This window comes from Psychrobacter sp. Cmf 22.2 (assembly GCF_001921745.1).
GTDB lineage: Bacteria > Pseudomonadota > Gammaproteobacteria > Pseudomonadales > Moraxellaceae > Psychrobacter.
Genome location: NZ_MRYA01000001.1, coordinates 252,377 through 278,955 on the forward strand (window position 1 = coordinate 252,377; position 26,579 = coordinate 278,955).

Sequence of the window (26,579 nt, forward strand, 5' to 3'; positions counted from 1 at the left end):
AAATGGCGCTTGGTTAACTAAATGCACAAAGCATATAAGGTAAAAATACATGGTATATCATCAAGCATTATGCGTAGATGAAAATTCAAATAAACAACCAAGAAATGAGCACTCATCGCTTGCAACTATGCAAGCTGATATCAATAAAGCGTTACGATTAAAAAAACAGAGCAATGTTCAACCTCTAGATAAAGTCAATAAAGACGTTGTAAGCTCAGATCAGTTACAGTCGCAATCATTAAAGACAGCAAGTGATAAAGTATTGACCACCGTGCAGATATCACGTGTGATAGAGATGGCGTGGGAAGATAGAACACCCTTTGGCGCGATAGAGCACAGTTATGGGCTTAATGAAACGTATGTCATCAAATTGATGCGTCAACAATTAAAGCCTGCGTCTTTTCGCTTATGGCGACAACGTGTGACTGGCCGCGCCACTAAGCATCAAATAAAACGATCTTTTGAAGTTGGCCGTGCTTATTGCAAAACTCAATACAAGCCGCGATAGTAGTTTTTAAGTAGTAAGTTTATAAGCTTATCTGGCATCAATAGTGTTGAGATAAGCGTACTTGTTTTTATCAATTTATCAAAAATTTAATTAGGTAGCTTAATTATGATTAGTCCTTCTAACCAATATCTAATCGCCCCTTCTATCTTATCTGCTGACTTTGCACGCTTGGGCGAGGAGGTCGAGACGGTTTTAAAAGCGGGCGCTGACGTCATACATTTTGATGTAATGGACAACCATTATGTGCCCAATCTAACTTTTGGTAGCATGATTTGTAAGGCGCTGCGTGATTATGGTATTGATGCGCCTATCGATGTCCATCTAATGGTCAGTCCAGTTGATGGTATGATTGAGCAATTCTTGGAAGCAGGTGCAAGTGTGATCACTTTTCATCCAGAAGCTAGTGCTCATGTAGACCGCTCGTTGCAACTGATCAAAGATGGTGGCGCAAAATGTGGTTTGGTACTTAACCCAGCCACGCCATTGCATTATTTAGATTATGTCATGGACAAAGTCGACCAGGTATTATTAATGAGCGTAAATCCTGGATTTGGGGGGCAGTCGTTTATTGAGAGCACGTTAGATAAGGTTCGCGAGGTTCGTCAACGTATCGATGCGAGTGGTCGCGATATCCGGTTAGAAGTAGATGGCGGTATCAAAGCGAGCAATATTCGCGCGATCGCTGAGGCGGGTGCCGATATGTTTGTGGCGGGTTCTGCTATCTTTAATCAAGATGATTATGAAACTGCTATCACGGCCATGCGCCAAGAGCTAAACTTAGTAAATAGCGCGGATTAGCCATCATAGAGATACTGGCAACAATATTCTTACTTCATATAAGGATGCATTATGAATAAGCCAACCTCACCAGTACAAAACGATAAGAGTTCATCTGATAAACAGCAAAAACGCAGTTTAGTACCCAAAGGAATCACCATCGGTTTAGCAGTATTTTCATTAATACTAAGCCTTGCTGGATATGGTTTTCGCTTAATGCTGGGAGAAGATGTCGGCAATGTATTACGGCATGCTGCAATGGTAGTCCCGGCTTTTGTACTTGGTATTCCGTTACTTTTTTGGTTTGGTGCGCGTGTGTTTAACAAGGTTAATGGTACTAACATTGCAGGCTGGAATGCGATAAGTCTAGGCTATCTGACTTCCTGTATTGCAATGTTATGGTTGATGGGCACTTATAGCTAGATTTCACGTTATTTATAAATTTTTTATCATGGTTAAGTCATGATTTTAGTCTTGACTGGAATTTTATATGCAAATTATGCCCACTCGTATTGCGAATATTATTTATCCAAAAGATTTACCCAACGTTTTATTCACTAGTCTTATCATTGCTTGTCTATTGCTAGGGTTGGCTTCACTGAATCATGGTACAGGGTTTCAAGGCTGGTTACATGTCTTTGAGAGTTGGCTATTGATGCTCATTATTATACCTACTGCTACAGCCACTGTTGCCTTGCCATTTAAATACCGTGATCCAGCGTTAGAGCTAAAGCTTATGTATTATCTTGGTATGTTTGTCGCTTTGCTCTTCACCTTAGCAAAGTTGCGTTACTGGCGTTAAACAATGGACTATTATGATCTTATTGATTACTTGTTCATTGATAAGAGTTGCATGATTGCCCTTGAATTATAGTGTCAAAGCGTCCATTGTATGAGTATGATACATTTACTCATATTGTCCTGAGACGAAAAACTCTATGCAACGATGAGACAGTATAATTGAGGACATATTAGATGCCATACGATATTGATAATGAGATAGAAGTAGACAACGACAATCAAGATAAGTTTGCAGGATTTGGTAAAGAAACGACTCTTGAATTGGTAGAAAGTGATGACGGCAGGTTGTTGTTACGTGATGCTGAACAAGACGAAACTCCATTAATGACCATCGATTTTTCGGATAAGCTCAAAGAGCTGCTAGGTAGTGATACTCAAGCGATCGGTCAACATATGATTCATGCTGCTATTCAGGTGATTATGCAAAAGCAGATGAGTCAATGGCATGCGCACGTATATGACAAAGAGCCCACGCATTATAGTTAATGCGTTATGAGAAACTAAAGCAGTTTATTTATAAAAGTCTAAATTACTGACCACAAAAAAGGGTTTATCAATTGATAAACCCTTTTTTGTTTTCAAATAATAAAGTAATCGTTATTACTTGATTTTTGCTTCTTTAAAGATCACGTGCTGGCGTACTTTAGGATCAAACTTTTTGATCTCCATTTTGCCAGGCATTGTACGCTTGTTTTTGGTGGTAGTGTAGTAATAACCAGTACCAGCAGTCGATACCAACTTAATTTTATCTCTCATGATAGCTTTCCTTTAAATGGTGGTCTACAAGCGCGTGGCTTAAACTTTTTGACCTTGTGCGCGTAGATCCGCTAACACTTTATCAATACCAAGCTTGTCAATAATGCGCATACCTTTGGTAGATACACGTAGACGGACAAAACGGTTTTCAGATTCTACCCAAAAACGGTGATTTTGAAGGTTTGGTAGAAAGCGACGACGGGTTTTGTTGTTTGCATGCGAAACATTATTACCCACCATAGGGCGCTTTCCAGTCACTTGGCAAACTCTAGACATGGCGAACTCCTAATCTATGAGGTATGAGATATTCTCATACCAGTCTGGGCAAGTTGCGCGTATTTGCGGCATGGACACAGCAAGCAGCAGCTTTGCACCAAACAAAACTATATGAAGGTTGAGCTGGTTTTACTGTCATATAAAGGCAAATAACAGAGTGACCAATTCAGAAAATTTTAAAGCCGACATTTATACCATAAAATCAGTGAATACTCAAATTATTTTACGATAAACATCGTCTTATAGAAGCGTCATTATACCTTGAATTGACACTGCTATGTGATTGATTACTTAACTTATAGGTATAATTTTTAGTTGTAAGTTACAACAAAAGTCAGTAAGGTTACCGTTATAATTTTAATACATTATATATATAGAGTAAACAGAATGTAACTTTATCTATTTTTATTATGCATTTATAGATTGGGTACGATTCTTGCTTGTATTTTTGAACATATCATAGCTGATTCGGATTCGGAGTCCAAAACATGTCACATAGCTCGCTACCTTTTACTTCTAAGCTGTTTCAACTTACTTCTTTGACTTGTGCATTGGCATTAGCAGGATGTGGCGGGGGCGGCGATAGTGACACAGTAGATTCTGTTGCGCCTGCACCTGATTTAGGTATTGAGCAGCCAGGCTCAGGTGGTAGTAACGGGGGTAATAATAATGGTGGTAGTGATAATGGTGGTGAGCAGGTATCTACAGAGGATTTTAGTTTACAAAAACTTTATACTGTCCCTACAAACATAAAGCTTACAGATGAACCTGTCATTTTTAATGTAACTGTAAAAGCGGTCGAAAACATATCTGGCGGCGCGGCTATCGATAAGGCAGTCAGTCTAAGTATTGATGACTCACTAAATACTGGTGTTACCATTGAAGGGTCTAGCACTCAGACTACTGATGACAAAGGTGTGGCGACCTATGAGTTAAAGCTTAACCCGCTGGTACTTGATGAGACGCAAAAAGCAAATCTAATCAAAAATGGTTTTAGCTTAAAAGCAACGGCTAAACAGCCGTCAAATGGCGCAACCATCAATCAAGTGTTGACCGTCCGCATCAGTAAAGAAGGCAGTGGTGATGGCACTCAAACAGTAGTCAGTACTCTTGTTATCGACAATCGACTTCAAACAAGTTCAGTATCTAATAACAAGCTAAATCCTTACGGTGATACGGCTCAATTTAGCATTATTCTCAAAAATGCGGATGGCGCACGGGCTGCAGACGTACAGGTCGGTATGGGAATTAATGATATCAAAGGGGTTGCTATTGTCGGAAGTAACAAAACCACTGATAGCAATGGTATGGCTACCTTTGACATTATTGTTGATAAAGGGTTATCAAAGGCTGATCGTGAGGCGCTATTACAAGGCGTGGTTTATGCTATCAATATCGTAGAAAAAAATGGTGCGACTAAAAAAGTCTCAGGCACATTGCCGGTTGCGATTCCTACCTCAGACTATAAGCTGACAGTATCTGGAAACGCCAGCGCACTTAACGCTTATGGTGACAGTCAAACGATCACTATTAATGCAACCGCGATTAACGACAAAGTTCCAACGAACATTGCTGGGGCAAAAGCCTCTATTAAGCTCAATAGCGATATAAAGGGTGTCAGTTTAAGTACTGAGGCGCTTACTTTTGATGCTAAAGGCCAAGCAGTAGTTGATATTATTGTAGCGCCAACGCTGAGTGATGCGGAGCGTACCAAGCTTGCTAAAGAGGGTCTCAGCTATACGATTACCTTGTCTGAGCCAAATAACTCTAAAACAGTAAAAGAGGGTAAGAGCAGCGTTGAGATACCTGCTGCCAAATATCAAATCAAAGCAGCTAACACCAGTAAAACGAGAATATCAAGTTTTGGTAGTAGCGTGGATATCAGCTTTCGCGTCAATGATAAAGACGGTGGCGCAGTAGCTGGTGAAAAAGTCACAGTAAACTTGCCTGCTGCACTGACCGCAAAGGGGCTATTGAGCTTAGACAGCGCAGCCACGCAAACTACTGATAATAAAGGTGTGGTCAGCTATACCGTCAGTATTCCAAAAGGATTATCAGAAAGTAATCGTGCGATTTTAGAAAGCGCAGGTAGTTTTGTACTGTCTGCCAAGGCCGTTGAAGCATCAGGTGCTAGCAGTAAGATAGATAGTGCTCGCGTACAGATTACCGCTGAAAGTGAGACGATCTTAGATGCAAAAAGCATTCCTAGAGCTATTAATGTACTCAAAAACAGCTTTAGTATTCAGGTGGCCGCTAAGCGCCCTGACGGTAGTGCGGCAAATGACAAAGAGGTTAAGCTTACTATTACAAATGTACCAGGCGTGAGCATTGCCGGCAGTAAGCAGATTACCAATACTGCAGGTGTCGCTGAATTCACAGTAAATATTCAAGATTTAACGGATACTCAGCGTAACAACCTAGTCAAAAACGGCATTCCTTATACCGTTACTTTGACAGATGATGATGGTATTACTAGCGAAACTTATAATGCATCGGTCATCATGCCTGTCGCCGAATATAAAATAAACGCAGGCACAGCAAGCAAAAACAAACTACTCAGTACTGGCGGTGAAACTACCATCAGCTTCCGTGTTAATGATAAAACTGGTGGTATCGTGGCAGGACAGCAAGTGACCGCGAGCTTGCCCAGTACCTTAACGCAAAAAGGGTTAGTCACACTTACTAGCGCCGCCAATCAAACGACAGATGCTCAAGGTGTCGTTAACTATACTGTGCGCATCCCTGAAGGGTTGTCCGTTGATCAGCGTAAAGCTATTGAAAACAGTGGGTTTTCATTAACCGCAAGCCTGACAGAAACATCAGGTGTAAGCGTTAAAGCCAACAGTGAAAAAATTACTGTTAATGCGGATCCGACTAGGAGTGATATCGTCGTCAGCGCCAGCACTATGCCAAGCGTGGTCAATGTGTTGAAAGACAGCTTCAGTATACAAGTGGCAGCCAAACTGCCAAATGGCAATGCGGCAACCAATAAACCTGTTGAACTGAGTATCGAGGGTATTAAAGACATTAGCATTGCTGGTAACCAACAAACGACAGATGGGTCGGGTAATGCTACATTTATCGTCAATATTGATCCAAGTCTAAGCTTAGCTGAGCGCCGCACTATCGCTGCTAGTAACATCGATTATCAAGTTGTATTAACAGATAACGACAGCCGTGCTATCGAATCTTTCACTGCTGAAGCTGATGTACCAGCCGCTCAATACAAAGTTAGCTTTGGCCAAATGAGTAGTGATAAGCTGTCAAGCTCAGGTGGTAGTACGACCATCAGCTTTCGTGTCAATGACAAAAACGGTGGCGTAATAGCAAATCAAATAGTTAAGGCAAGCCTACCAGCTGCTTTGGTGAATGCTGGTGTAATTACTCTAGATGACGCTACAAACCAGACTACTGACGCTAAAGGCATGGTCAGTTTCAATGTACGTGTACCGACCAATCTGAACCAAGCACAAAAAACACTGATTGAGAACAACAGTGGCTTTGCACTAAATGTCGCAGCTGTAGAGGCTACAGGAGCCACAAGCACTGCGAGTGTTGCCATTAGTGTCACTGATAAGGTACAGGCCAGTCAAACGACACTCGCTGTCACCACCAATCCTGCGCCAATCAATATTTTAAAAGACAGCTTTAGCATTCAAGTCTCAGGGACACGTAACGATGGTAGCGCTGCTGCAGACAAAGTGGCCAGATTAACGATTAATAACGCCTCAAAGCTCACAATACAGAACAGTGAACAAAAAACAGATGCAAAAGGTGTAACCACATTTACCGTAAATATTAGTCCTACGATGAGTGAGGCTGAACGTCAAGCATTGGTCAAATCTGATCTTAGCTACACCGTGAGCCTCACTGATATTGATGGTGTAGTCTCTAGTAAATATAATGCACCAGTCATCATTCCAGCCGCCCAGTACCAGCTAAGCTTTGGTACTCTAACCAACAAGCAACTATCAAGCTCAGGTGGTAGCACTACTATCAGCTTCCGCATTAATGATAAAAATGGTGGAGTAATTGCAAACCAGCCAGTGACAGCAAGCTTGCCTGACAATCTAGTTGGACTCTTAAGCTTAGACAGTAGCGCCACCAAATTAACCAACAATCAGGGTGAAGTCAGCTTTACCGTTCGCGTGCCAGCAGGATTGAGCACTGATCAAAAAGCAAAAATTGAAAAAGTTGGGTCGTTTGTGCTCACCGCGATGACCGTCGAAGACTCCGGTGCTAAGAGTGTTGTGACAAGCAGCCTGATTACACTTAGCGATGAAGTAGGTCAAAGTGAGATTCAGCTTGTTGATAATAGCACCCAACCTGTGCTCACCACTGATAAGCAGTTTGTAGTCGATATCACGGGTAAGTATCCTGATAGTAGTGCTGCTTTAAATAGAATCGTCAAGCTTAAGATCGACCAGCCTGCACTGTTTACAATCATTGATGCTGAGCAGAGCACGGATAACGCAGGCCGTGTATCGTTTACTGTAAATATAAAAGATAACCTTAGTGAAGATGAGCAAAATGTACTTGCCAAATCAAATATCAACTATACTGCCACCATTATTGATGTTGATGGTACCCAAGCTACGTTGTCTGGCAAGATTCAGGTAGAAAAGCCTACCACTACATTAGATTTTGCCTCTATCCTTACCCCAAGCATCAGTGAGTTTGGTGGTGAGGGCGTTATTAAAGTTAAGCTATTAAGTAACAAAAGCAATAGCGCTGTACAAAACCAAGAAGTCAGTATCTTACTTGGTAAAAAAGCTCAGGATTATGGCGTTACTGTTAGTTCAGACAGTAACACTACTGACTTTAATGGTGAAACCACCTTTATCGTCACTATCCCTGAAGGTTTGAGCTATGAGAAGCGTGAAGAGCTCAAGAAGGTCGGTATCAATTACCAGCTATCTTATATCGAAAAAGGTGAAACGTATACGTCTGATATTAAAAACGTCATCATTACTACGCCAACTGTAGATTTAACTGTTCTAAATAATCCAAATCTGATTAACAATCGTCCGTTTTATACTTTAAATGGTGAAGGCGATACGGCGGTTGTGAATGTTGGTATTAGTACGCAAACCACCAACGTTGCAATCAGTGGTCAGCCTATGACCATTGATTTTGCTGACAAAGCATTAGCAGCGCTATTAACCGTTAATGGTAAGTCGGGTGATAACCTCACTTCAATGACCACTGACGATAATGGTAACGTTAGCTTTGAGATAGTTGTTCCTAATAACCTAACTGATGAAGAAAAAGCAGCTCTTAAAGATAAAAAACTGACAGCAACATTACGAGAAACTTTAACTGATAAAACGCAAGAAGTTCAGTTTAATGTCCAATCAACCAAAGCGGCGATCGATCTGATTGATTTAACGCCTACGCCACTCAACCTAAACGGTGGTCAAACACAGGTAGAAGTCATTGCCAAAGACAGTCAAGACAATGTGATTGCGGGACAAAAAGTTTTCCTAGCACTCCCTGCTGCGATTGCAGAGCAAGGCGTGCGTCTGGTCAGTGGTAAAGAGCAGGTCACTAATAATTCAGGGGTGGCCAGTTATACCCTTGCTGTGCCAGCAGGGCTGACAGAGGAACAGAAAAAAGCCATCGGCTCAAGCTTTTTTGTCGCTTTTTCAGCGGCGGATAAAAATGGCAATATCGCCACCAAAACCAGCACCGTCACCACCACCACGCCTAGTAGTGCTACGGGTACGACAGAAAATATCACTATCGGCGCAAACAAGGTAGTTAGTACCAAAGGTGATACCTTTAAAGTCTTTGTACGAGCGACAGATAATGATGAGGCTATTGGTAACCGTGAAGTACGCTTAAATGTTGATAATCCGCTCCAAACTGGCGTTACAGTGACCAATGGTACGGCTACCACTAATAGCGACGGTGTGGCAACATTTGACCTCAAACTTGAGCCTGGCGCTAACGTCAATCAAGCGATTTTAGAGGCAGGCATCAAGGTCACAGCGAAAACTAAAACGTCTGGTGGCTTTGATATTGAGTCAGACTATATTGTACCTGTAGATACCGCGACCATTGATGAGTATCAAATCCTTGTCAGCTCTGATAAGTCCACGCTAACTACTGGTGGAGATCAAACCAATGCCACCTTCCGCGTGACTGACAGCAAAGGCGGCATCTTAACGGGCGTTCCTGTGCAGCTGGCTATTACCAATCTAGCGGCAAGTGGAGCGGCACTTACGACACCAAGCATGGTAACCACTGATGCGAATGGTCAAATAGATGTCGGCGTACTTTTAGCCGCAGGCAGCATTAATGCGCGCCTAAATCACACTATTGATATTGAAGCCAAGATAGTTACCCCTGAATATGATGCTAATGGTGATGTCACACTGACTACCCGTGAAAGTAAAACACTAAGCCTATCAGCCGTGGGTACGAAGATTGGTATTGAAGCGAGCAACACTAAGCTGCAAGATAGTGAGGCAATTACCATCACTACCACACTCGTTGATGGTGCAGGGCAGACGATTGGTAATGCAGCAATGCAGCTGATTGACGCGAATGGTGATTTGATTGTACCAACGGCAATAGCGACTACTGGTAACGATGGTCAGGCAACGTTTGAAGTCAAAGAAGATCAGCTTACCTTTGACAATAATGGTAACTTACAAGTGTTTACCCGCGCCGTTGGTGAGGACAGTATCAATACCCAGCGTAGTATCAATAGCATTGATCTGGTCAAGGTTTCCCAAGCGGGTATCAGCTTTATCGATATCCAAGATGTTTATGACGTTAATAAGCCGCAACTTATCAATATACAGATCCGTACAGACTCTGCTAGTGAAGCAGATGATCTACTTGGCAAAAATGTTGAGATACAAACCACTATCGGTAAGTTTAACAATAACGATGTTATTACTACTAAGGCAATTGCGCCAAATAATATTACTGGTAATATCATTACGGTACCTGTAACACTGACATCTGAGCTTGCTGGCATAGCGGTACTACAAGCTAAAATATTAGGCGTAACTTTACAAAACGGTGAGCCGCGCTATCAGACCACCGTCGATACACGCTTCCGTGCTACGACACCTGCGAAAATGCTATTCCAAGCAGTCAAATCGGTCATCACTCCTGGCACCAGCACCGAAGTGGTAGCGACAGTCAAAGACAAAAATGATGTGCCAGTAGAAGGGCAAACCGTCGTATTTAGCCGTGCGGCAGACTCATCAGCAGGTCGTTTATCGGCGGCTACAGCGATAACAGACAGTAAAGGTGAAGCCCGTGTCGTCTATCAAGCCAATGCCAGTTCGCCTATCGGTGGTGTGATTATCAACGCACGTTTACTACAAGATGATGCCAATATCGGTAGCAAGACCAGCAATATTACCGTCTCAGAAGAAGCTGTATATACCACGTTAGCATTCTCTAGTAAGTTATCTTCTGATGATATTTACTATACGGTACGTGGTTCGATATCTGTCATGGATGGCTCAGGACGCGCGGTGTCAAATCAGGAGGTGTCAATTAAGTCTTATGCGACGGAATATGCACAAGGTGTATATTGTTTACTAGATAGTACAACTACTTATCAAGCTGCTGATATTGATGAGCTTGACGAGTTTGGTAACGTGATAAAGACCACCACACCAGAACCGAAAGTCTTCTCTGAAAAAACACCAGTACCGTTAAAGTCTGATTGGTATCCTACGGAAGATGCTAATTACAACTACACGCTAGATCAAGATTCTGATCCTACATTAAACGAAGATAAGAATTCTAGTGGTAAGCTTGAAGCTATTAATCCAGTGACTATTCTTGGTAACAAAGTTTCAGAGGATGGCTATTCATTTATCACAAATGATGAAGGTCGCGCTGACTTTGAGATTCGCTACCCGTTACGTTATTCAAATTGGGTGAAGGTACGTTTTGATGCTTCCACCTTTGTAAATGGTAGTGAAAATACTCAAAGTATCAACTACCAATTACCAACTTCAGTCGATGACTTGATAATAAATGATACTACTTTAATAACTCCTTGGATTGATAATGCAAGTCCGTTTGGTACTGGTGGTGCTACATGTACAAATAGCCTAAATGTTACAATCAATGAGAATACGCCACGTACTAGAGTTATTTTGTCGCCATATTCACCAAACTATAATGTGACTATAGACGGTAAGTCATCGAGTAATCAGGCAGAGGTAGGGTTTAATACATATATCATAGACTTCAACAAAGCGTTTGAACTTGGCTCGACGGCTACTGTAAGCAATAATGGTTTCGGTTTCTCTAAAGTTATCAAAGTTGAGTAATGTTTCATAATTTCTATTTAAAAAACTAATATTTAATAAAAACCCCCAAGTTGGGGTTTTTGTATTGGTAATATAAATAACGTAAAACAACCAACTCAGTAAGCAAAATATAGCAAAAACGATTAGAATAGTGGATTTGCTATGCTATTAGTAGTTCTTTGAATGCAGGCAGCAATCATTTTATTTTAGGTTAAGCGCACTATGTCAGATACTGTAACGACGACTTCATCAAATGCTTTATCGCACCCTATATCCAGTGCTCCACTCCCTCTTCATACTATCGACACTGCCACGTTATTGATTAAGTGCCGCGACCAAGCAGGCATTGTGCAGGCAGTATCAGAGTTTATCCATCGCTATGGCGGCAATATCATCTCTCTTGATCAGTATTCTACTGCTCACGAGGGTGGCCAGTACTTTATGCGTTTAGAGTTTGTTTTAGAAGGTCTGAGCGAGATCATTGATAACTTTGAGGCCAGCTTTGCTCATACGGTTGCCAAGCGTCATAAGATGTCTTGGCGTCTACATGACAATGCGATCAAAACCAAAGTTGGCATCTTGGTATCAAAGTTTGATCATGCGTTATTAGACTTGCTATGGAGACATCAGCGCGGCTTGCTCGATTGCGATATTAGTTGCGTTGTCAGCAACCATCCAGACTTACGTCAAGCGGTCGAAAACTTCGGTATACCTTTTCATCATGTGCCAGTGACTAAGGATAATAAGGTAGAGGCGGAAGAGCGGATTCATCAGTTGATGGAAGACAATGATTTGTTAGTATTAGCGCGTTATATGCAAATATTATCGTCTGACTTTATTGAACGCTGGCCCATGCAAATTATTAATATTCATCACTCATTTTTGCCTGCTTTTGTGGGGGCAGATCCTTATCGTCAGGCGTATGATAAAGGTGTCAAGCTTATTGGTGCAACGGCGCATTATGTCACCGCCGAGCTTGATCAAGGGCCGATCATCGAGCAAGATGTGCACCGCGTGACTCATCGTCAAAGTGTGATAGAACTACGTGCTATTGGTCGTGATATCGAGCGCAATGTCTTGGCCCGCGCAGTGAACTGGCATGTACAAAACCGAGTGATAGTAACAGGTAATAAGACAGTGGTATTTAATTAAAAAAGCTTATTGTTAGGAAAGTTTGTCACTAAGTCTGTTACTAAATCAGGGTTAAGTTTGCTAATATCATTTGTAACGTATGCCAATCGATTATTATATATATTTAATACAGCTGAGATTCTATAACACTAGCTCTAAAACAAACTTGCTACCAACAAAGCCTACTGCTAATAAGATAAACGCATAAAAGGTAATGTTGGCCGCTCGTTTGCCACGCCAACCTGCACGCCAATGACCTATCAATAGTACGCCAAATAATAACCACGACAGCAAGCTAAAGACTGTTTTATGTAAAATGTGCTGTGCCATTAAATCTTGTACGTAAATAAAGCCAATGCCTAAGGCGATGCTTAGTACGATAAAACCTACCAGTATCATGTCAAACAATAGGCTTTCCATACTTTGTAAGGGAGGTAGTTTGTTCACCCAAAAACGATGAATGGTATGATGCTTGAGCTCACGGATCTGCAAACGCAAAAATAGCGCTTGTAGGGCAGCCATTAGCAGTACGCAATAGGCAGCAAGTGACAATAAAATATGGGCTTCAAGTCCAATACTTACATCGGTCAATGGCTGATACGGGGCGCGGCCAACATAACCTATCGTCATGCCAATAAGCGCAGTCGGTGCAGCTAAAATTCCAAGACTAAGAATAGGGCGATATAAGCAAAAGAGTACGTAAAAGAATAAGAAAAATAGACTGATGAGACTGATTATATTAAATAGGTTAAAATTTAATCCATATAACGTAACGACATATGGATACAATAGCGCGGCATGGGCAAGCATACCAATGATTAATAAACCAAGGCTTAAACCCTTATGAATAGGGTGACTCTTTGTCAGCGCCCAACTGATATGGATACTGACCAATATATAAGCCATACTGGCAATGATAAACGCAAGGTGCACTGGTAAAAAGCCTCATCCCATAATGAGCACAAAATCGCCGCTCAATTTAACGCTAAAGTGGTATTATTAGAATAATCGTCCAATTTATCATAAAATGAAGGCTAATTGAGAATCATCTCTATTATTCTTTATAGCTACTAAGACAGTAGTTGCCAAATCTACAGATGCTAAGGCATCAATTACGCGATGGTGTTGATAAGTAGTTGTTTTTGGATAAATTGCATATAAAACAAGCGAGTAATATTCCAAACTATTTTATTTAGTCCATCTTTAATAAAGTGCTTTTTGACTGCATATATTTTAATAAGAAGCCTTTTGATAAAAATATTTTAACTGTTTAATTGAGAGTTATTTATGTTTGATACCTTAACAGAACGTCTGTCGTCGAGCCTACGTAATATCGTAGGGTCTGGACAACTGACTGAAGACAATATCAAAGACACGCTGCGCGAAGTGCGTATGGCGCTCTTAGAAGCTGATGTGGCGCTACCTGTCACGCGCGACTTTGTCAAACGTGTCAAAGAGCAGGCACTGGGTGCTGAAGTGCTAAAAGAGCTGGCGCCAGGACAAGCTTTTGTCAAAATCGTCCATGATGAGCTGACCGAGATGATGGGCAGTGCCAACCAACAGCTTGAGATGACAGGCAAACCGCCGGTTGTGTACCTACTAGCAGGTCTACAAGGTGCGGGTAAAACCACCACCGCTGGTAAGTTGGCCAAATATCTACAAGAGCGCCAAAAGAAAAAAGTCATGCTGGTCTCAGCTGACGTCTATCGTCCAGCAGCAATCAAACAGCTTGAGCAAGTGGCTGGTCAAGTGAATGCTAAATTTGTCAATTCAAGTGTCGATGAAAATCCTATCGATATTGCCCGCCGTGCCATCGAAGAAGCCAAAATCCAATATCAAGACATTTTGATTATCGATACTGCGGGTCGTTTGCACATTGACGACACCATGATGGATGAGATCAAGGCACTAACGGCAGCGGTTAATCCATCTGAGACGCTGTTTGTCGTCGATGCGATGACGGGTCAAGATGCAGCCAATACTGCCAAAGCCTTTAACGATGCGTTGCCATTAACTGGTGTTGTCCTCACTAAGACCGACGGTGATGCACGCGGCGGTGCTGCATTGTCTGTACGGGCGATCACAGGTAAGCCGATTAAGTTTTTGGGTCGCGGTGAAAAGCTAGACGCTTTAGAGTTGTTCCATCCTGAGCGTATCGCCCAGCGTATCCTCGGTATGGGTGATGTACTAAGTCTGGTTGAAGAGGTCGAGCAAAAGATCGACCGTGATAAAGCCGAAAAAATGGCGAAAAAGATGCAAAAGGGCGGTGATTTCGACCTTGAGGATCTATTAACTCAGTTTCAGCAAATGAAAAACATGGGCGGTATGTCAGGTTTCCTCGATAAAATGCCAGGTATGGGCGGCTCTGACATGCAAAAAGCTGTCGAGGACGCTAAGCCTGAAGAAAAAGTGCGTGAAATGGAAGCGTTGATTAATTCTATGACCCCATTTGAGCGTAAAAATCCAGATAAGATCAATCCAAGCCGTAAGCGCCGTATCGCTGCGGGTTCTGGCCGTGAGATTCAAGACGTCAACCGTTTGCTAAAGCAGCATAAGCAAATGGCAAAAATGATGAAAATGATCTCAAAGCCTGAAGGTATCAGTAAAATGATGAAGTCGATGCAAGGCTTAATGGGCGGTGGCGCCGGAGCTGGAGGCGGTGGTCCTCTATTTGGTGGTGGCGGTCAGCAGGGCGGCCCTAAAGATGTGAGCCCGCAACAGATGGCGAAGCAAATGGGACTTGACCCTAATAATATGCCTAGCACCGAAGAGATGCAAAAACAGATGCAAGAGTTGCAGGATCAAGCCCCTAAAAAGTTTAAGACGCGGTTTTAATAGTCCAGTAACAAGTTTCTGTTATTATAAGTTTTCTTTTTAATGAAAACCCAAAGCTAAAGCAGTTTTGGGTTTTTTTGTGAAAATTATGAGCAAATATTTTCTAATAATTAAAGTATGAAAAACGTAGAAAGTCATAAAATCACTTATCCTAAATGCTATGATAGGCGCAATTTTATTGGGGTGTTTTTATATAGTCGTTTCAGTTTAAAAGTAGTATAAGTTTAAAGTGTTATAAAGCAACCGAGTGTGTAGGTAGTACTACAGACGAGACGCTATAATGTTTACAGCGGACTGACTATAGTGCCAAAAGTATAAGCCGAGGTTACGATGTTTTTAGCAATGGATACCGTGTTTGATCAGTGTTCGATCGCCGTTTTAGATGCGAGAGGGCAAGTGCTGTCGAACCATACCGAGACGGGTAAGCGTCAGCAGACTCAGCAAATCTTGCCTATGATTGATGCAGCGTTGTCTGAAGTAAATCTCAACCTTGCTGACATACAAGCACTTATCTTTAACCGTGGCCCCGGTGCATTTAGCGGTATTCGGATTAATACCGCTGTGGTGCAGGCGCTATCAGTGGCGCACGACTTGCCCTGTGTCGGTGTGTCTAGTTTGCAGGCTATCGCCCAGTGTGCGTACCAGCAGTATGGTGTGACTGAAGTTTATAGCGCTCTTGATGCGCGTATGCAACAAGTGTATTTTGGCCAGTATGAATTAGTGGTTGACGACCAGTCGGGTCGTAACGTCATGCAGCCCGTATTGGCTAATGATAGCACTGAGCAACTGCTAGATTATGACAGTCAAACTGCGCTTAAACTTGCTATCGTCGGTAACGGTGCACCGCTCTTAAAACTGTATGATGGACAAATATGCCATGACGATGTCTGGCCAGACGCGACAGTGATTGGCCAGCTGGGTATCACTCAATTCATGAGTGCTGGCGGTACTGATGCGGCACATGCGCTGCCCAAGTATCTGCGCAATCAAGCATGGAAAACCCTAAAAGAGCAAGGTAAGGCTTAAGCGCTGCTAGTCGCTATAAACGATAACAACCTCTCAAACATTATACTCAGTCACCTGTAAATCTGGATCTAGGAATACCATCGTGGATATCATTTTATTAATTCAAGCTGTCATCATGGGTATCGTCGAAGGTATCACTGAGTTTTTACCCATTTCTAGCACGGGTTATTTAATCTTATCTGCCGATTTAATGAACTTTTGGACCAAAGACAAAGTTGATTTGTTTGTGGTGGTGGTACAGCTTGGTGCTATTTTAGCAGTCATTTATGACTATTGGGGTAGGCTCTGGCAGGCACTTATGGGTTTGCTGACGGGTAAAGCAGAAGGCATGACCAATCCAAGACAGCTGGGACTGAGTTTGATCGTTGCTACCATTCCTGTAATGCTCGTAGGCTTTACGTTTGCCGATGAGATTAAAACTTATCTGTTTAATCCGATCACGGTCGCCATCATGCTTATCATCGGTGGTCTGCTGATATTTTATGTCGAGAAACGCCCGAAAACGATCGTTGCTCGTGAGGCTGAAGACGTCAGTCTAAAGACAGCGCTAATGATAGGGTTGTTTCAATGTCTGGCGCTGATACCAGGTACATCGCGCTCAGGGGCGACCATCATCGGGGCGCTTTGGCTTGGGGTCTCGCGTAAGGCTTCGGCTGAGTTTTCATTCTTTTTGGGGATTCCCGTCATCGTAGGTGCCGCCTTGTTGGATTTATTCAAGCACGGTGATGTGTTGAGCAGTAGTGAAGACTGGCTGGTATTGGGCATAGGCACAGTAGTGTCATTTATCGTCGCGCTGCTTTGTATTCGCTGGCTGGTGGCGTGGGTCAGCCGCCGTGACTTTACGATTTTTGCATGGCTACGTATTATTACTGGTGTAGTGGTATTATTGGCGTCTTGGTTGTTTGGCTATCAAATGGCAGGCTAAATGTGCCCTATGATTTGTGACCATATAAGTAATAAATAGAGAGCATAGTCATGAGCGCGTCGCGACCAGCAGCTAACAATCCTAGTGTGCAAAGCTACTGTCAACTGTTTTATATCAGCGATAGCCAGCAAGTACAGATTGAGCGCTTGCAAGCCTTGATAGTACAGCAGCAGTTACCCATTGTCTTGAATACTGAGCGATTGAGCGATAAGCTCAACCAAAAACGTCGTAAGCAGTTAAGTCAAACGTCCACTTTACCCGTTTTATTATTGGATGAAAAAGACAAGCTGTCGTGGTTGAGTGATGGGTTAAGCGTTGCGCCAGAATGGGATAAATTGCAGCGCCGTGTGGTAAGCGCTGGACGTAAGTCTGAGCTATTGCTGCAAGCGGCTAAAATCACGTCGGATAGCTGCGTTATCGATGCAACCGCGGGCTTTGGTCATGACAGCTTGATATTGGGCAGCACCGGTGCTCAAGTCACTATGCTTGAGCAGCAGCCGTTGATGGCATTACTATTGTTAGCAGAGCAGCAGCGCATGAGTGCACAGCCCAATTGGCAAAAGCTCATGAGCCGTCTGCAAGTTATCAACACCGATGCGCTCAGCTACTTTGCAACCTTACCAGTTGATATGACAAATGCGACTAAAGCCGTGGATGTGATATATCTAGATCCGATGTTTCCAGAAGACAGCTACCAAGACAGCAAGACGGGTAAAGGCGCTAAAGTCGGCAAGCATATGCAAGCGCTGCACCAGTTAGCAAGCCCGCCAACACTGGACGAAGAGCGACAACTGCTACAACATGCGCAAGCTATTGTTGGAAATAGTGACAAACAAGGCCGCGTGGTGGTAAAGCGTCCACAGCTTGCGCCGTCACTTGCCAATCAGCAGCCCAATGAGAGTTGGCATAATGCGGCAGTCCGCTTTGATGGTTATTTTGTTTAATAGACGTTTTGTTATTACGATGAATGGACTCGGTTAATCAGCTTGAGTGTTTAGAGTTAATGGATTTAGGAGCCGGAATGTCAGCGTTAATCATATGGATCATGGGAGCAGGGTTATTATTAATAAATATCATACTGCGTACTCGGCTGCTTCGACTGGAAGCGTCACTTAAAGCACTCAGAGACCCACAAGAGTATTTGACTTATCTGCATAAGCAAGCTCAAACAACGCAAAATAATAAAGTGGCTGCTATCAAAGCGCTGCGCAAAAAATACCCTGAGCTATCACTGATCGAAGCCAATAAATTATGGCAGCAAGTCCAGTAATCTTATCCGAGCACATAAGCTGCCTACCTAACTTTTTATTGATGATAATTAAACTACCATGACATTTTCAGACAAACTACATGCCTACCTGCAGTTAACACGTTTTGATAAGCCAGTCGGTATAGAGCTGCTACTTTGGCCGACGCTTTGGGGCGTGATGCTAGCCGCTATGGGTCAGGCTCAGCAGCAGGGCTCAGTAGCCGGTCTGCCGAGTTTGCGCGTATTTGTCCTCTTTGCGCTCGGGGCGATTTTTATGCGGGCGGCAGGTTGTGCGATTAATGACTTTGCCGATCGGAAGGTCGACGGTCATGTGTCTCGTACCAAAGGCCGACCATTAGCAGATGGTCGCTTGTCTGCCAAAGAAGCCATTGCTGCTTTTGTGATACTCGTCTTACTCAGCGCCAGTTTATTGTTTTTCTTGCCTATTGCAGTGTTTTATTGGTCGTTAGGAGCGGTCATATTGGCCTTTATTTACCCCTTTATGAAGCGCTACACTCATTTGCCGCAAGTGTTTTTGGCTGCCGCGTTTGGCTGGGCGATACCGATGGCGTATGTCGCGATACAAGGCGCGCCTGATATCTGGTGTTGGCTGTTGTTTATCGCTTATATGTGCTGGACGGTAGCATATGATACCCAGTATGCCATGGCTGACCGTGAGGACGATCTAAAGATTGGGGTTAAATCCACAGCGATACTCTTTGGCCGCTATGATGTCGTTATCATCTCGCTACTACAGATGCTATTTTTGCTCATTATGGGCGTGGTGATGTGGCATTATTTTGCACCGACGTCGCTTGGTATCACGCCAGTATTTGGCCTAGCGCTGGTGGCGATGATGTTTGCTAAGCAAAACAGCGCCTGTGCCACGCGTCATGCAATGTCTTGCTTTCAGGCGTTTTTGGCCAATATCTGGGTCGGGCGCTATGTCTTTGCACTTATTGCAATTGCGTGTCTATGGACGACTTTTAATGGATAAATTCAACAAGCTCTCAAAGTCAAAAGCGGGAAAACGGGTAGAACCCAACGGCCCAAGCGTCGATTATCAAGCTAATCTGGCTGAGCATGGACTGACGCGCGCGCAGGTCATCGCCACCGAGCGTAAACTGGCCAAATTCGCCAACACCATGGACTCATTGGTGCGTGTGCCATTTACCAAGCAAGGCATGGGCGCTGATGCCGCGCTGTCAACCATTCCGTTGGCAGGAGATTTGGCGGGGCTGGCGTTGACCAGCTATGCCTTTATATTAGGACGTCAACTAGGCGTGCCGGCACATAAGATGACGTCTGCTGTCAGACTGGCATTGATCGATATGGTGGTAGGCATCGTCCCTGGTATCGGCACATTGTTGGATATCTTTATACGTCCCAGCCGCAAAACCTTGGGCATCGTCCATAAGCATCTACACGATGAGTATGGCATCACCGAAACCATGCATATGGATCGACCGTTTTTGCATCAATCATTAGAAGACAAGCAGCAGCAAAGTTGCTTTTGGCGCAATCCTATCGTGGCTTGGGTGTATTTGCATATCCCAGACATCATTGGTCTTATCGTCCTTTTGGTGATTGCTTGGGGACTGTGGGCGCTTATTAGTTGGCTGGTCGAGGTATTTGGCAAGACTACGGGTTTTGGTTAAAAATAAGCAATAAAAAAGGCGGCACACGAACGTAACGTTTGCCGCCTTTTTTTATTGCTTAAAATATTATTTTTAAGAGGCTTAAGCTATTTGTCTTTTAATAATTTACTCAGTGACGACTTCAGCATCAGCACTGATAGCATCAAAGCTTTTGACGTTATTGTTTTCAATCAAGTCGATACTGCTACCACCAGCATGAGTTACCAGCTGTATATGACCATCTGTAGAGTGATACGTTGGGTTGTTATCTTGGCCTTCTGGTGCGCTTAGGGTCATCATTGATTTATTGGGCAAGGTGACAATGGCATTGAGTACGCCCGCCGCTGAGGTCTCAAAAGTGACGGATAACGATTCGCCAGCTGCGCTTTTATAAATAACATCAGTGATTTGCGCGCCTTTAATGGCTTGTTCGGGGTTGGGAGTCGCGGCTGTTGTATTTGGTGCTACTTCTACGGTTTTGATATCGTTTTCAAGCTCGCTTACGCTGACATCGTTCTTTGACTCTTCGGTAGAATCAACCGAGTTTTGAGAGCTGTCTATAGGTGCACCACTATCATTGTTATCACTGTCATCATTAACAGGCGTACTTTGAACGGTGGTCGTTTCAGCTTGTGGCTCATTAGCTGCTTCAGGTTCTGGCGACTTTTGGCAAGCAGTTAGTATCAGTACACTAAACAAAATGACGGGAAAAACATGTAAGTAGGACTTGGTTTTTAATGAAGCTAAAGTAGGGGCTTTCATAATGAGGTTATTATCCATTAAGATGGGTTATTTGAGTATAGTAAGCAGTAATCTGCTGTTCAATGGCAACCTATTACTAGGTGCTTACGGTAATAACTAGCTTTCGCTGTCCGCCATGTTTATCAAGGTTGTCTCGATGCTCGCATAAATATATGCCTTGCCACATTCCTAATCCCAATGCACCATTGATAAGTGGAACGGTTAAGCTGACCCCAAGCATTATACTTTTAAAATGGGCGGGCAAGTCGTCCGAGCCTTCTAGCGTATGGCGATATTCTGGCTGATCGGCTGGTGCAATTTTATTCAGCCAATCTTCGGTATCTAGTCTGACATCTGGATCAGCATTTTCGTTGATAGCGAGACTGGCTGAGGTATGCTGTAAAAATAGGTGGACTAGACCTGCTTTAGGTGAATTGGGCATTAGCTCAACAAGCGCATCTTCAATCATTGGCGTTATGATATGAATGCCGCGCGCATACGTGGGTAGGGTAAGCGTGGTTTGGTGATAGGGCATTGCATACCTCTTGTCATTAGAATCAATTTTATAGATTCATAATACAAGATAGCCATGAGTGTGAAAAGCTCAGTCATAACAAAGTTGAAACTAGGTTTGGGCTTTAATTAAGCGGCGTCTGCAAGCGTATGCGATTAGGCGATAGTCGTGCAAGCATCGCTGCCGACAATGGTGCAAACGATCCTAGCATCATATCTGCAAGCGTTTCAGCGCATATAGGCGCTAACGCATAGCCTTTAGCGCCCATCGCACTCATGACCCAAGTACGCTGGCTTTGTGCTAATCGTCCTACGATAGGATGATAATCAGGGGTTTGAGTTCGAACGCCGGCGCGCCCCTGCCATAGACTGCTATCGGCTGGAATAACAGATTCCATCTCAGGAATGGCAGTGACGAGCTTATCACGACTAATTTGATGTTCTTCATCACGAATATCGGTGCTTGTGTCATTACGTATAAAGCTCGCCCCTAACAATAGATGTGCTGCCCCTTCTACCACACCGTTTAACTCGTTATCGCCAGCTTGCGCGGTAAAGGCGGCACAGTAGCCGCTGTATTTGAGTGGTACTTTTGGTAAGTTTGTAAGCTCAGCGGCGGTCGGCGTAAACCAAGAGAGCTGGCCACGAATTTTACGACAATCAAAAATGCGCCGATCTAGCTTATGACTCTCAAATGCTGCGCAAATCACCACATTATCGGCACTAATAGTCATCGCGCCTTTGTCCTGATTACTGCCTTCAACACGAACACAGCTTTCCATCTCGTTAATACTGCTAACGTCTAATTGCTGAAAGCGGATGAGTGGATGGGTCAGTATTATATTTTTTAATGCTTGAGGGTTGACCAAACCGGATTGCGGTAAGTACAAATTCTCTGATAAATCTTGCGTTTTTAATCCAGTAGTCTCTTGTGCTTGCGCAAGCGATAGCGTGGTTGCCATCTCATCCGGATAGTCTGCAATTTGTTCTGTGCCGATATTGGCTTTTATCAGCAAATCTAGTGCGCCAGTTAACTCGAGTACCGGCGCTGTATTTTGCTTTGCAGCCTCTTTATTAAGCTGTCGATATAGACGGCTGCTATAGAGATAACCGATGCTATGCAGATGCTCATCGACATGATGAATCGGTGTCATCTTAGGCGCGAGTAGGGCGCGAGGATTGCCCGATGCTCCTGCTAAAGGTGCTGATTTGTCTGTCAAGGTAACCTTGATACCGCGATTGGCAAGTGACCATGCTGTTAGCAGTCCAGAGACGCCAGCGCCAATGATTACAGTATGGACGCTATCAGCAGATCGATTATTAGCATGGTCGTGAGCGTTGTTATTAACGTCTGTCAGGTCGGTAGGCATAGGTACGATAGCCGTTAGCATTTCGCGCTTACGGCCAAAACCTTTAACTTTTTTGATCTCAAAGCCGCAGTCTTTTAGCGCGCGTTTGACGATACCGGCGCAGCTATAAGTAGCTGCGGTCGTGCCAAGGTAGGAGAGACGCTGTATTTGTGCGAAGATGTTTTCAGCCCACAATGTACTATTACAAGAAGGGGCAAAGCCGTCCAAATACCATGCATCGATATAGGGTGTTGGGATATAGGGAACGGGCTGTAGAGATGTATCTAATGCCAATTTGGCTAAGCTATCCGCAGCATCACCAAACCACATATCGACAGTCAAATTATCATCGAGGAAGTTTAGACGATGACATCCTGCGATCAGAGGCGGATAAGCCGCTAAAAACTGCGCAGTCAGCACAGACAGCTCAGGCGCACGCTGTGCCCATAAAGCTAATATTTGAGTGAGGTCTGTGAGCGGTATCGGGTGCTTTTCTGTAGTAATAAAATGTAGCTTCGCTGTTGCTAAGTGCGGATGCATGTCACGCAGCTCTCGCCATAACTGCCACGTTGCCAACAAATTTAGCCCAGTACCCAACCCCAACTCTGCGATGCTAAAGCATTGATGTGGCACAAGGTTTGTCAGTCTCTTTGGCAGCTGATTATGCGCCGAAAATACATGACGTGACTCTGCTAGACCGTCGGCATGCGAAAAATACACATCGCCAAACTCACCAGATACCGGTACCTGGTTGCCCGTGTCATCCATTTGCCAGTCAATCTTGGCAGGGCGAATGGCAGATGGCTGTGGTGAGTGAATGTTTGGCGACTGATTATCTGGCTGATTATCTGGCTGATTATCTGGCTGTTTATCTGGCAAGGAGGCAGATGTACTGCTATTTTTTGGGAAGGCGTTAGACATAGACGATCACATTAGAGAAAGCGATAAAAAAAGCTACCAGCGCTCACGGCGGACAAACACAAGCCACGAGATAAAAATACCAACAAGCAGGCTAATCAAGACGGTAAACGCACCGTATAAAAACAGCTGGCCTTTGCTCTCATAAACCAAAACATTCACTTGCGTCTGTAAGTCATTCACTTGCCGCTGCAATTGAGCATTACGGCTAAGTAGTTGCTGATTGGCAGCCGATAGTGCTTGGCTTGACGGCTGAATCTGTGCGGCTAGAGTATTGCTAGCTGGCAATGTTTGGTTAGGCGCTGGTTGATTTGGTGTTGACTGAACAGAAGTGTTTTGGTTGCTGGCAGTCGACATCGCTACCGAATCAGTATTTGTAACCGATGGCACTGCATGCACTGACACAGCGATGGCTAGAAATACACTAGCTAGGCTATATTGATAGCAGCAAGTTTTTAATGACAATGTACGCTGATTCACGACTTCGCTACTTTATTTGAGGTGCTATCGTCTACTTTTGGCAAGGTATGGATAAAGGGTCTGATATCTACATGACTGTATACACCATCCCGTAAGTAAGGCTCATCGTTTGCCCATGCTTGCGCGTCTTCCAAAGACTCAAAGTCAGCGATGATTAAGCTACCTGACATCGCCTCCAAGCCATGCTCGATAGGTGTTGGACCTGCGATGATAAGACGGTTTGCACGGTCTAAGGCTTGCAGGCGTTCGACATGTTCAGGACGGGTGATTTCACGTTGTGCGCTGCTATTGGCAACGTCGTGACCGATAATAGCAAATAAAGACATGATCCTTCCTTTGTTAGTAGTAGGAATAAAAAGTTATAAATTATAATAATGCCGACTTAATAGTAGTGGTTTATTATTCTAGCGATAGAAATTTAATAACCGCTCAACGTCTATTATAAAACGGTAAATAGCAAAATAAACGTCATTGATCATACTCGTATGTGTTAGTACACAAAATATGGCTATGCTTCTTTATTTTGCAGACTTGTCAGTCAAAGCTGGATTTAAATGCTTTTTTAAGACTGCAAACTGAGCGATGACAAACACCAACATAATCGGAATCCAGCCATAAGTTTTAAAGTTAATCCATGCTTCATCAGACATTGTAAATGCCGTGATATAATGTAAAAAGCCCATAAAGGCAAAAAACAGTCCCCAAGCGACGGTTAGCTTTTTCCAACCGCTCATCGTGAGCGAAAAGACATCTTTCATGGCAAGCTGCATCAAGGGTTTATTAATCGCAGCACTGACAATCAGCGTTAATGCAAAGATACCGTTGATAATTGGTGATTTCCAGCGCAGATAGATGTCATCACGCAAAAGTAGTGTGCCGCCGCAAAACAAAATGGTTAGTATCAATACCACCCATTGCTGTTTATCAAATTTGCCTTTTTGGCGCACAAAATGAATTGCATAAACGACGATGGTTGCAATAAGTAAAGCACCTGCTGCTGCCAAAATACCACTTTGACGAGCAGTGACAAAAAAAGCAATCAAAGGAATGAAGTCTAGTAAAGCTTTCATAACAAATGGGATGTCCAACAAAAACGTAGTGAGTAGTTTACACGTCTACTGAGGCAAAAAAAAGCAATCAACATCACAAACATACTGATAATAAGAGTAAGTGTTAGAGAATCTCATTAACGTTTTCTATTGAGCTGCTATCTGCTCTTTACAATCCTATATATTTGTAACAAAATCTAAGGCCAACTTTATGAAAATTGACTTACATTGCCACAGTACCTGTTCAGATGGCACGTATGCACCAGCAGATGTCGTACAGCGTGCCCATGCTGCTGGCGTTGATGTACTGGCATTGACTGACCACGATACACTACTGGGCATTGACGAAGCTAGGGCGACAGCCACAGCATACGGAATGACACTTATTAATGGTGTTGAAATCAGCTGTGAGCATACGCTAAGTGGCGGCTATGGAAAAAATAAATCGACCAACAAAATCATTCACATCGTCGGACTTGATTTTACCGATTTAGATAAAATGCACGCAACGCTGCAGCAGTTGCAAGACAGCCGCGCTACTCGCGGTCAGCGAATTACCAAAAAGCTAAGCGAGCTATTGGATATTGACTATGACGAGCTATGGCAAGCCATACTTGATAAAGCAGGTGGCAATCCACAAGCGGTTGGACGGGCGCATATTGGTCAGGTGTTGTTTGAGCGCGGTGATGTCAAAACCGTGCAAAAAGCCTTTGATAAATATCTGGCTGACAATAAACCCGCTTATGTGGCGATCGATGCTTTGAGTATGGCTGAAGGTATTGAGCTGATACATGCGTGCGGCGGTAAGGCTGTGCTCGCGCATCCAACGCGTTATCAGCTTTCAGCGACGCGTGTACGTAAGCTCATCGCTGAGTTTGCAGAGCTGGGCGGTGATGCTTGTGAGTTGCCAGCGACCAGTGAGCCGATGAGCACCCGCCGGATGGTCGATCGTAGTATCGCTGAACATAGACTTGCTACCTCAATTGGTAGTGACTTTCATGGTAGCAATATGCCATGGCGCCGTATTGGAGATGTGCCAGACTTATCAACTGAACAACAGGGCGTTTGGCAACTTTTTCAAAATACCAGACATTGATTATTGAGCAATTATTAACCATATGTCATATATAGAGACCATTGATAACAATCATATTGCCAAATGATTTGAAAGTTGCCAAAATCAATAATAAACATACTAGAATTATACAGGTAAGAATTACGTTCACGAAAACGAGTATAGTGCTGCGTCAATTGACGGCTTATTTAAAATTACACTGCATATCAACCATTTAAGGTCTAATCTAATAAGTATTGTCATCTACC

Annotated in this window: 24 protein-coding genes; 15 read left to right on the forward strand and 9 right to left on the reverse strand. The window is 43.5% G+C overall.

Annotated features, from left to right (window positions below; genetic code table 11):
• The first annotated feature begins 262 nt into the window (after window positions 1-262).
• The 5 genes from BTV98_RS13835 (at window position 263) to BTV98_RS01105 (ending at window position 2,572) form a co-directional block, all read left to right on the forward strand.
• A complete protein-coding gene (locus BTV98_RS13835) occupies window positions 263-508 on the forward strand; it encodes a TIGR03643 family protein (RefSeq protein ID WP_075102974.1) in 246 nt (81 codons plus the stop codon).
• 105 nt (window positions 509-613) lie between these two features.
• Window positions 614-1,306 carry a ribulose-phosphate 3-epimerase gene (rpe, locus tag BTV98_RS01090; RefSeq protein ID WP_075102743.1) on the forward strand — a complete coding sequence of 231 codons (693 nt, stop codon included), beginning with the start codon at window positions 614-616 and terminating at the stop codon, window positions 1,304-1,306.
• Between the two features lie 51 nt (window positions 1,307-1,357).
• Window positions 1,358-1,708 carry a hypothetical protein gene (locus tag BTV98_RS01095; protein ID WP_058369360.1) on the forward strand — a complete coding sequence of 117 codons (351 nt, stop codon included), beginning with the start codon at window positions 1,358-1,360 and terminating at the stop codon, window positions 1,706-1,708.
• 67 nt (window positions 1,709-1,775) lie between these two features.
• Window positions 1,776-2,087 (forward strand): hypothetical protein, encoded by a 312-nt coding sequence (locus BTV98_RS01100; protein WP_058369359.1) that lies wholly within the window; start codon window positions 1,776-1,778, stop codon window positions 2,085-2,087.
• 173 nt (window positions 2,088-2,260) lie between these two features.
• Window positions 2,261-2,572, forward strand: a complete 312-nt coding sequence (locus BTV98_RS01105) for a hypothetical protein (protein WP_058369358.1) — start codon at window positions 2,261-2,263, stop codon at window positions 2,570-2,572.
• A gap of 114 nt (window positions 2,573-2,686) precedes the next feature.
• On the opposite strand, the gene rpmG is transcribed toward BTV98_RS01105, so the two are convergent.
• Complete coding sequence (gene rpmG, locus BTV98_RS01110; RefSeq protein WP_010201403.1) at window positions 2,687-2,842, reverse strand: 50S ribosomal protein L33; 156 nt, start codon at window positions 2,840-2,842, stop codon at window positions 2,687-2,689.
• 39 nt (window positions 2,843-2,881) lie between these two features.
• Window positions 2,882-3,118, reverse strand: a complete 237-nt coding sequence (gene rpmB / locus BTV98_RS01115) for a 50S ribosomal protein L28 (RefSeq protein WP_058369357.1) — start codon at window positions 3,116-3,118, stop codon at window positions 2,882-2,884.
• 488 nt (window positions 3,119-3,606) lie between these two features.
• Between rpmB and BTV98_RS01120 the strand changes: the two genes are divergently transcribed.
• Together BTV98_RS01120 and purU are read left to right on the forward strand one after the other, a co-directional pair.
• Window positions 3,607-11,424 carry an Ig-like domain-containing protein gene (locus BTV98_RS01120; RefSeq protein WP_058369356.1) on the forward strand — a complete coding sequence of 2,606 codons (7,818 nt, stop codon included), beginning with the start codon at window positions 3,607-3,609 and terminating at the stop codon, window positions 11,422-11,424.
• 201 nt (window positions 11,425-11,625) lie between these two features.
• Window positions 11,626-12,555: a formyltetrahydrofolate deformylase gene (purU, locus tag BTV98_RS01125; protein WP_082638055.1), complete on the forward strand. Its 930-nt coding sequence runs from the start codon at window positions 11,626-11,628 to the stop codon at window positions 12,553-12,555.
• Window positions 12,556-12,675: 120 nt separating this feature from the next.
• Here the strand turns inward: purU and BTV98_RS01130 are convergent, their stop codons facing one another.
• Window positions 12,676-13,467, reverse strand: coding sequence for an inner membrane protein YpjD (locus BTV98_RS01130; protein ID WP_178379338.1), 792 nt, complete (start codon window positions 13,465-13,467; stop codon window positions 12,676-12,678).
• A 354-nt stretch (window positions 13,468-13,821) separates the two neighbouring features.
• Here BTV98_RS01130 and ffh point away from each other — a divergent pair, with 354 nt between their 5' ends.
• The 7 genes from ffh to BTV98_RS01165 all read left to right on the forward strand — a co-directional run bounded on the left by ffh (window position 13,822) and on the right by BTV98_RS01165 (window position 20,227).
• A complete protein-coding gene (gene ffh, locus BTV98_RS01135) occupies window positions 13,822-15,369 on the forward strand; it encodes a signal recognition particle protein (RefSeq protein ID WP_058369353.1) in 1,548 nt (515 codons plus the stop codon).
• A gap of 330 nt (window positions 15,370-15,699) precedes the next feature.
• On the forward strand, window positions 15,700-16,395 hold the full coding sequence (gene tsaB, locus BTV98_RS01140) for a tRNA (adenosine(37)-N6)-threonylcarbamoyltransferase complex dimerization subunit type 1 TsaB (RefSeq protein ID WP_058369449.1): 696 nt from the start codon (window positions 15,700-15,702) through the stop codon (window positions 16,393-16,395).
• Between the two features lie 82 nt (window positions 16,396-16,477).
• Window positions 16,478-17,320, forward strand: a complete 843-nt coding sequence (locus BTV98_RS01145) for an undecaprenyl-diphosphate phosphatase (protein WP_058369448.1) — start codon at window positions 16,478-16,480, stop codon at window positions 17,318-17,320.
• A gap of 50 nt (window positions 17,321-17,370) precedes the next feature.
• Window positions 17,371-18,264 (forward strand): class I SAM-dependent methyltransferase, encoded by an 894-nt coding sequence (locus tag BTV98_RS01150; protein ID WP_058369447.1) that lies wholly within the window; start codon window positions 17,371-17,373, stop codon window positions 18,262-18,264.
• A 77-nt stretch (window positions 18,265-18,341) separates the two neighbouring features.
• Window positions 18,342-18,590 (forward strand): hypothetical protein, encoded by a 249-nt coding sequence (locus tag BTV98_RS01155; RefSeq protein ID WP_058369446.1) that lies wholly within the window; start codon window positions 18,342-18,344, stop codon window positions 18,588-18,590.
• Between the two features lie 58 nt (window positions 18,591-18,648).
• On the forward strand, window positions 18,649-19,566 hold the full coding sequence (gene ubiA, locus BTV98_RS01160) for a 4-hydroxybenzoate octaprenyltransferase (RefSeq protein ID WP_058369445.1): 918 nt from the start codon (window positions 18,649-18,651) through the stop codon (window positions 19,564-19,566).
• Complete coding sequence (locus BTV98_RS01165) at window positions 19,559-20,227, forward strand: DUF4112 domain-containing protein (RefSeq protein WP_058369444.1); 669 nt, start codon at window positions 19,559-19,561, stop codon at window positions 20,225-20,227. The genes ubiA and BTV98_RS01165 overlap by 8 nt, the downstream gene beginning before the upstream one ends.
• A gap of 105 nt (window positions 20,228-20,332) precedes the next feature.
• On the opposite strand, the gene BTV98_RS01170 is transcribed toward BTV98_RS01165, so the two are convergent.
• The 6 genes from BTV98_RS01170 to BTV98_RS01195 form a co-directional block, all read right to left on the reverse strand.
• Entirely contained in the window at window positions 20,333-20,968 is a 636-nt protein-coding gene (locus BTV98_RS01170) for a hypothetical protein (RefSeq protein WP_075102744.1), read from the reverse strand.
• Window positions 20,969-21,044: 76 nt separating this feature from the next.
• Window positions 21,045-21,482 (reverse strand): secondary thiamine-phosphate synthase enzyme YjbQ, encoded by a 438-nt coding sequence (locus tag BTV98_RS01175; protein WP_058369348.1) that lies wholly within the window; start codon window positions 21,480-21,482, stop codon window positions 21,045-21,047.
• A gap of 103 nt (window positions 21,483-21,585) precedes the next feature.
• Entirely contained in the window at window positions 21,586-23,577 is a 1,992-nt protein-coding gene (gene mnmC / locus BTV98_RS01180; protein ID WP_227511778.1) for an FAD-dependent 5-carboxymethylaminomethyl-2-thiouridine(34) oxidoreductase MnmC, read from the reverse strand.
• 186 nt (window positions 23,578-23,763) lie between these two features.
• Window positions 23,764-24,207 carry a hypothetical protein gene (locus BTV98_RS01185; RefSeq protein ID WP_058369347.1) on the reverse strand — a complete coding sequence of 148 codons (444 nt, stop codon included), beginning with the start codon at window positions 24,205-24,207 and terminating at the stop codon, window positions 23,764-23,766.
• Window positions 24,204-24,533, reverse strand: coding sequence for a YciI family protein (locus BTV98_RS01190; protein WP_058369346.1), 330 nt, complete (start codon window positions 24,531-24,533; stop codon window positions 24,204-24,206). Before BTV98_RS01190 ends, BTV98_RS01185 begins: the two co-directional genes overlap by 4 nt.
• A 192-nt stretch (window positions 24,534-24,725) precedes the next feature.
• Complete coding sequence (locus BTV98_RS01195) at window positions 24,726-25,277, reverse strand: inner membrane-spanning protein YciB (RefSeq protein WP_058369345.1); 552 nt, start codon at window positions 25,275-25,277, stop codon at window positions 24,726-24,728.
• 190 nt (window positions 25,278-25,467) lie between these two features.
• Between BTV98_RS01195 and BTV98_RS01200 the strand changes: the two genes are divergently transcribed.
• Window positions 25,468-26,352, forward strand: coding sequence for a PHP domain-containing protein (locus BTV98_RS01200; RefSeq protein WP_058369344.1), 885 nt, complete (start codon window positions 25,468-25,470; stop codon window positions 26,350-26,352).
• Window positions 26,353-26,579: the final 227 nt, after the last annotated feature.

Excerpts from the sequence above, each read along its gene's own strand:
- BTV98_RS01150 (WP_058369447.1), top strand. The coding sequence starts at position 17,371 with ATGAGCGCGTCGCGACCAGCAGCTAACAATCCTAGTGTGCAAAGCTAC.
- BTV98_RS01100 (WP_058369359.1), top strand. The coding sequence starts at position 1,776 with ATGCAAATTATGCCCACTCGTATTGCGAATATTATTTATCCAAAAGAT.
- BTV98_RS01105 (WP_058369358.1), top strand. The coding sequence starts at position 2,261 with ATGCCATACGATATTGATAATGAGATAGAAGTAGACAACGACAATCAA.
- BTV98_RS01120 (WP_058369356.1), top strand. The coding sequence starts at position 3,607 with ATGTCACATAGCTCGCTACCTTTTACTTCTAAGCTGTTTCAACTTACT.
- ffh (WP_058369353.1), top strand. The coding sequence starts at position 13,822 with ATGTTTGATACCTTAACAGAACGTCTGTCGTCGAGCCTACGTAATATC.
- BTV98_RS01195 (WP_058369345.1), bottom strand. The coding sequence starts at position 25,277 with ATGAAAGCTTTACTAGACTTCATTCCTTTGATTGCTTTTTTTGTCACT.
- BTV98_RS01170 (WP_075102744.1), bottom strand. The coding sequence starts at position 20,968 with ATGAAAGCCCCTACTTTAGCTTCATTAAAAACCAAGTCCTACTTACAT.
- BTV98_RS01165 (WP_058369444.1), top strand. The coding sequence starts at position 19,559 with ATGGATAAATTCAACAAGCTCTCAAAGTCAAAAGCGGGAAAACGGGTA.
- rpmB (WP_058369357.1), bottom strand. The coding sequence starts at position 3,118 with ATGTCTAGAGTTTGCCAAGTGACTGGAAAGCGCCCTATGGTGGGTAAT.
- purU (WP_082638055.1), top strand. The coding sequence starts at position 11,626 with ATGTCAGATACTGTAACGACGACTTCATCAAATGCTTTATCGCACCCT.
- ubiA (WP_058369445.1), top strand. The coding sequence starts at position 18,649 with ATGACATTTTCAGACAAACTACATGCCTACCTGCAGTTAACACGTTTT.
- BTV98_RS01155 (WP_058369446.1), top strand. The coding sequence starts at position 18,342 with ATGTCAGCGTTAATCATATGGATCATGGGAGCAGGGTTATTATTAATA.
- rpe (WP_075102743.1), top strand. The coding sequence starts at position 614 with ATGATTAGTCCTTCTAACCAATATCTAATCGCCCCTTCTATCTTATCT.
- BTV98_RS01190 (WP_058369346.1), bottom strand. The coding sequence starts at position 24,533 with ATGTCTTTATTTGCTATTATCGGTCACGACGTTGCCAATAGCAGCGCA.
- rpmG (WP_010201403.1), bottom strand. The coding sequence starts at position 2,842 with ATGAGAGATAAAATTAAGTTGGTATCGACTGCTGGTACTGGTTATTAC.
- BTV98_RS01200 (WP_058369344.1), top strand. The coding sequence starts at position 25,468 with ATGAAAATTGACTTACATTGCCACAGTACCTGTTCAGATGGCACGTAT.
- BTV98_RS01095 (WP_058369360.1), top strand. The coding sequence starts at position 1,358 with ATGAATAAGCCAACCTCACCAGTACAAAACGATAAGAGTTCATCTGAT.
- BTV98_RS01175 (WP_058369348.1), bottom strand. The coding sequence starts at position 21,482 with ATGCCCTATCACCAAACCACGCTTACCCTACCCACGTATGCGCGCGGC.
- mnmC (WP_227511778.1), bottom strand. The coding sequence starts at position 23,577 with ATGGATGACACGGGCAACCAGGTACCGGTATCTGGTGAGTTTGGCGAT.
- tsaB (WP_058369449.1), top strand. The coding sequence starts at position 15,700 with ATGTTTTTAGCAATGGATACCGTGTTTGATCAGTGTTCGATCGCCGTT.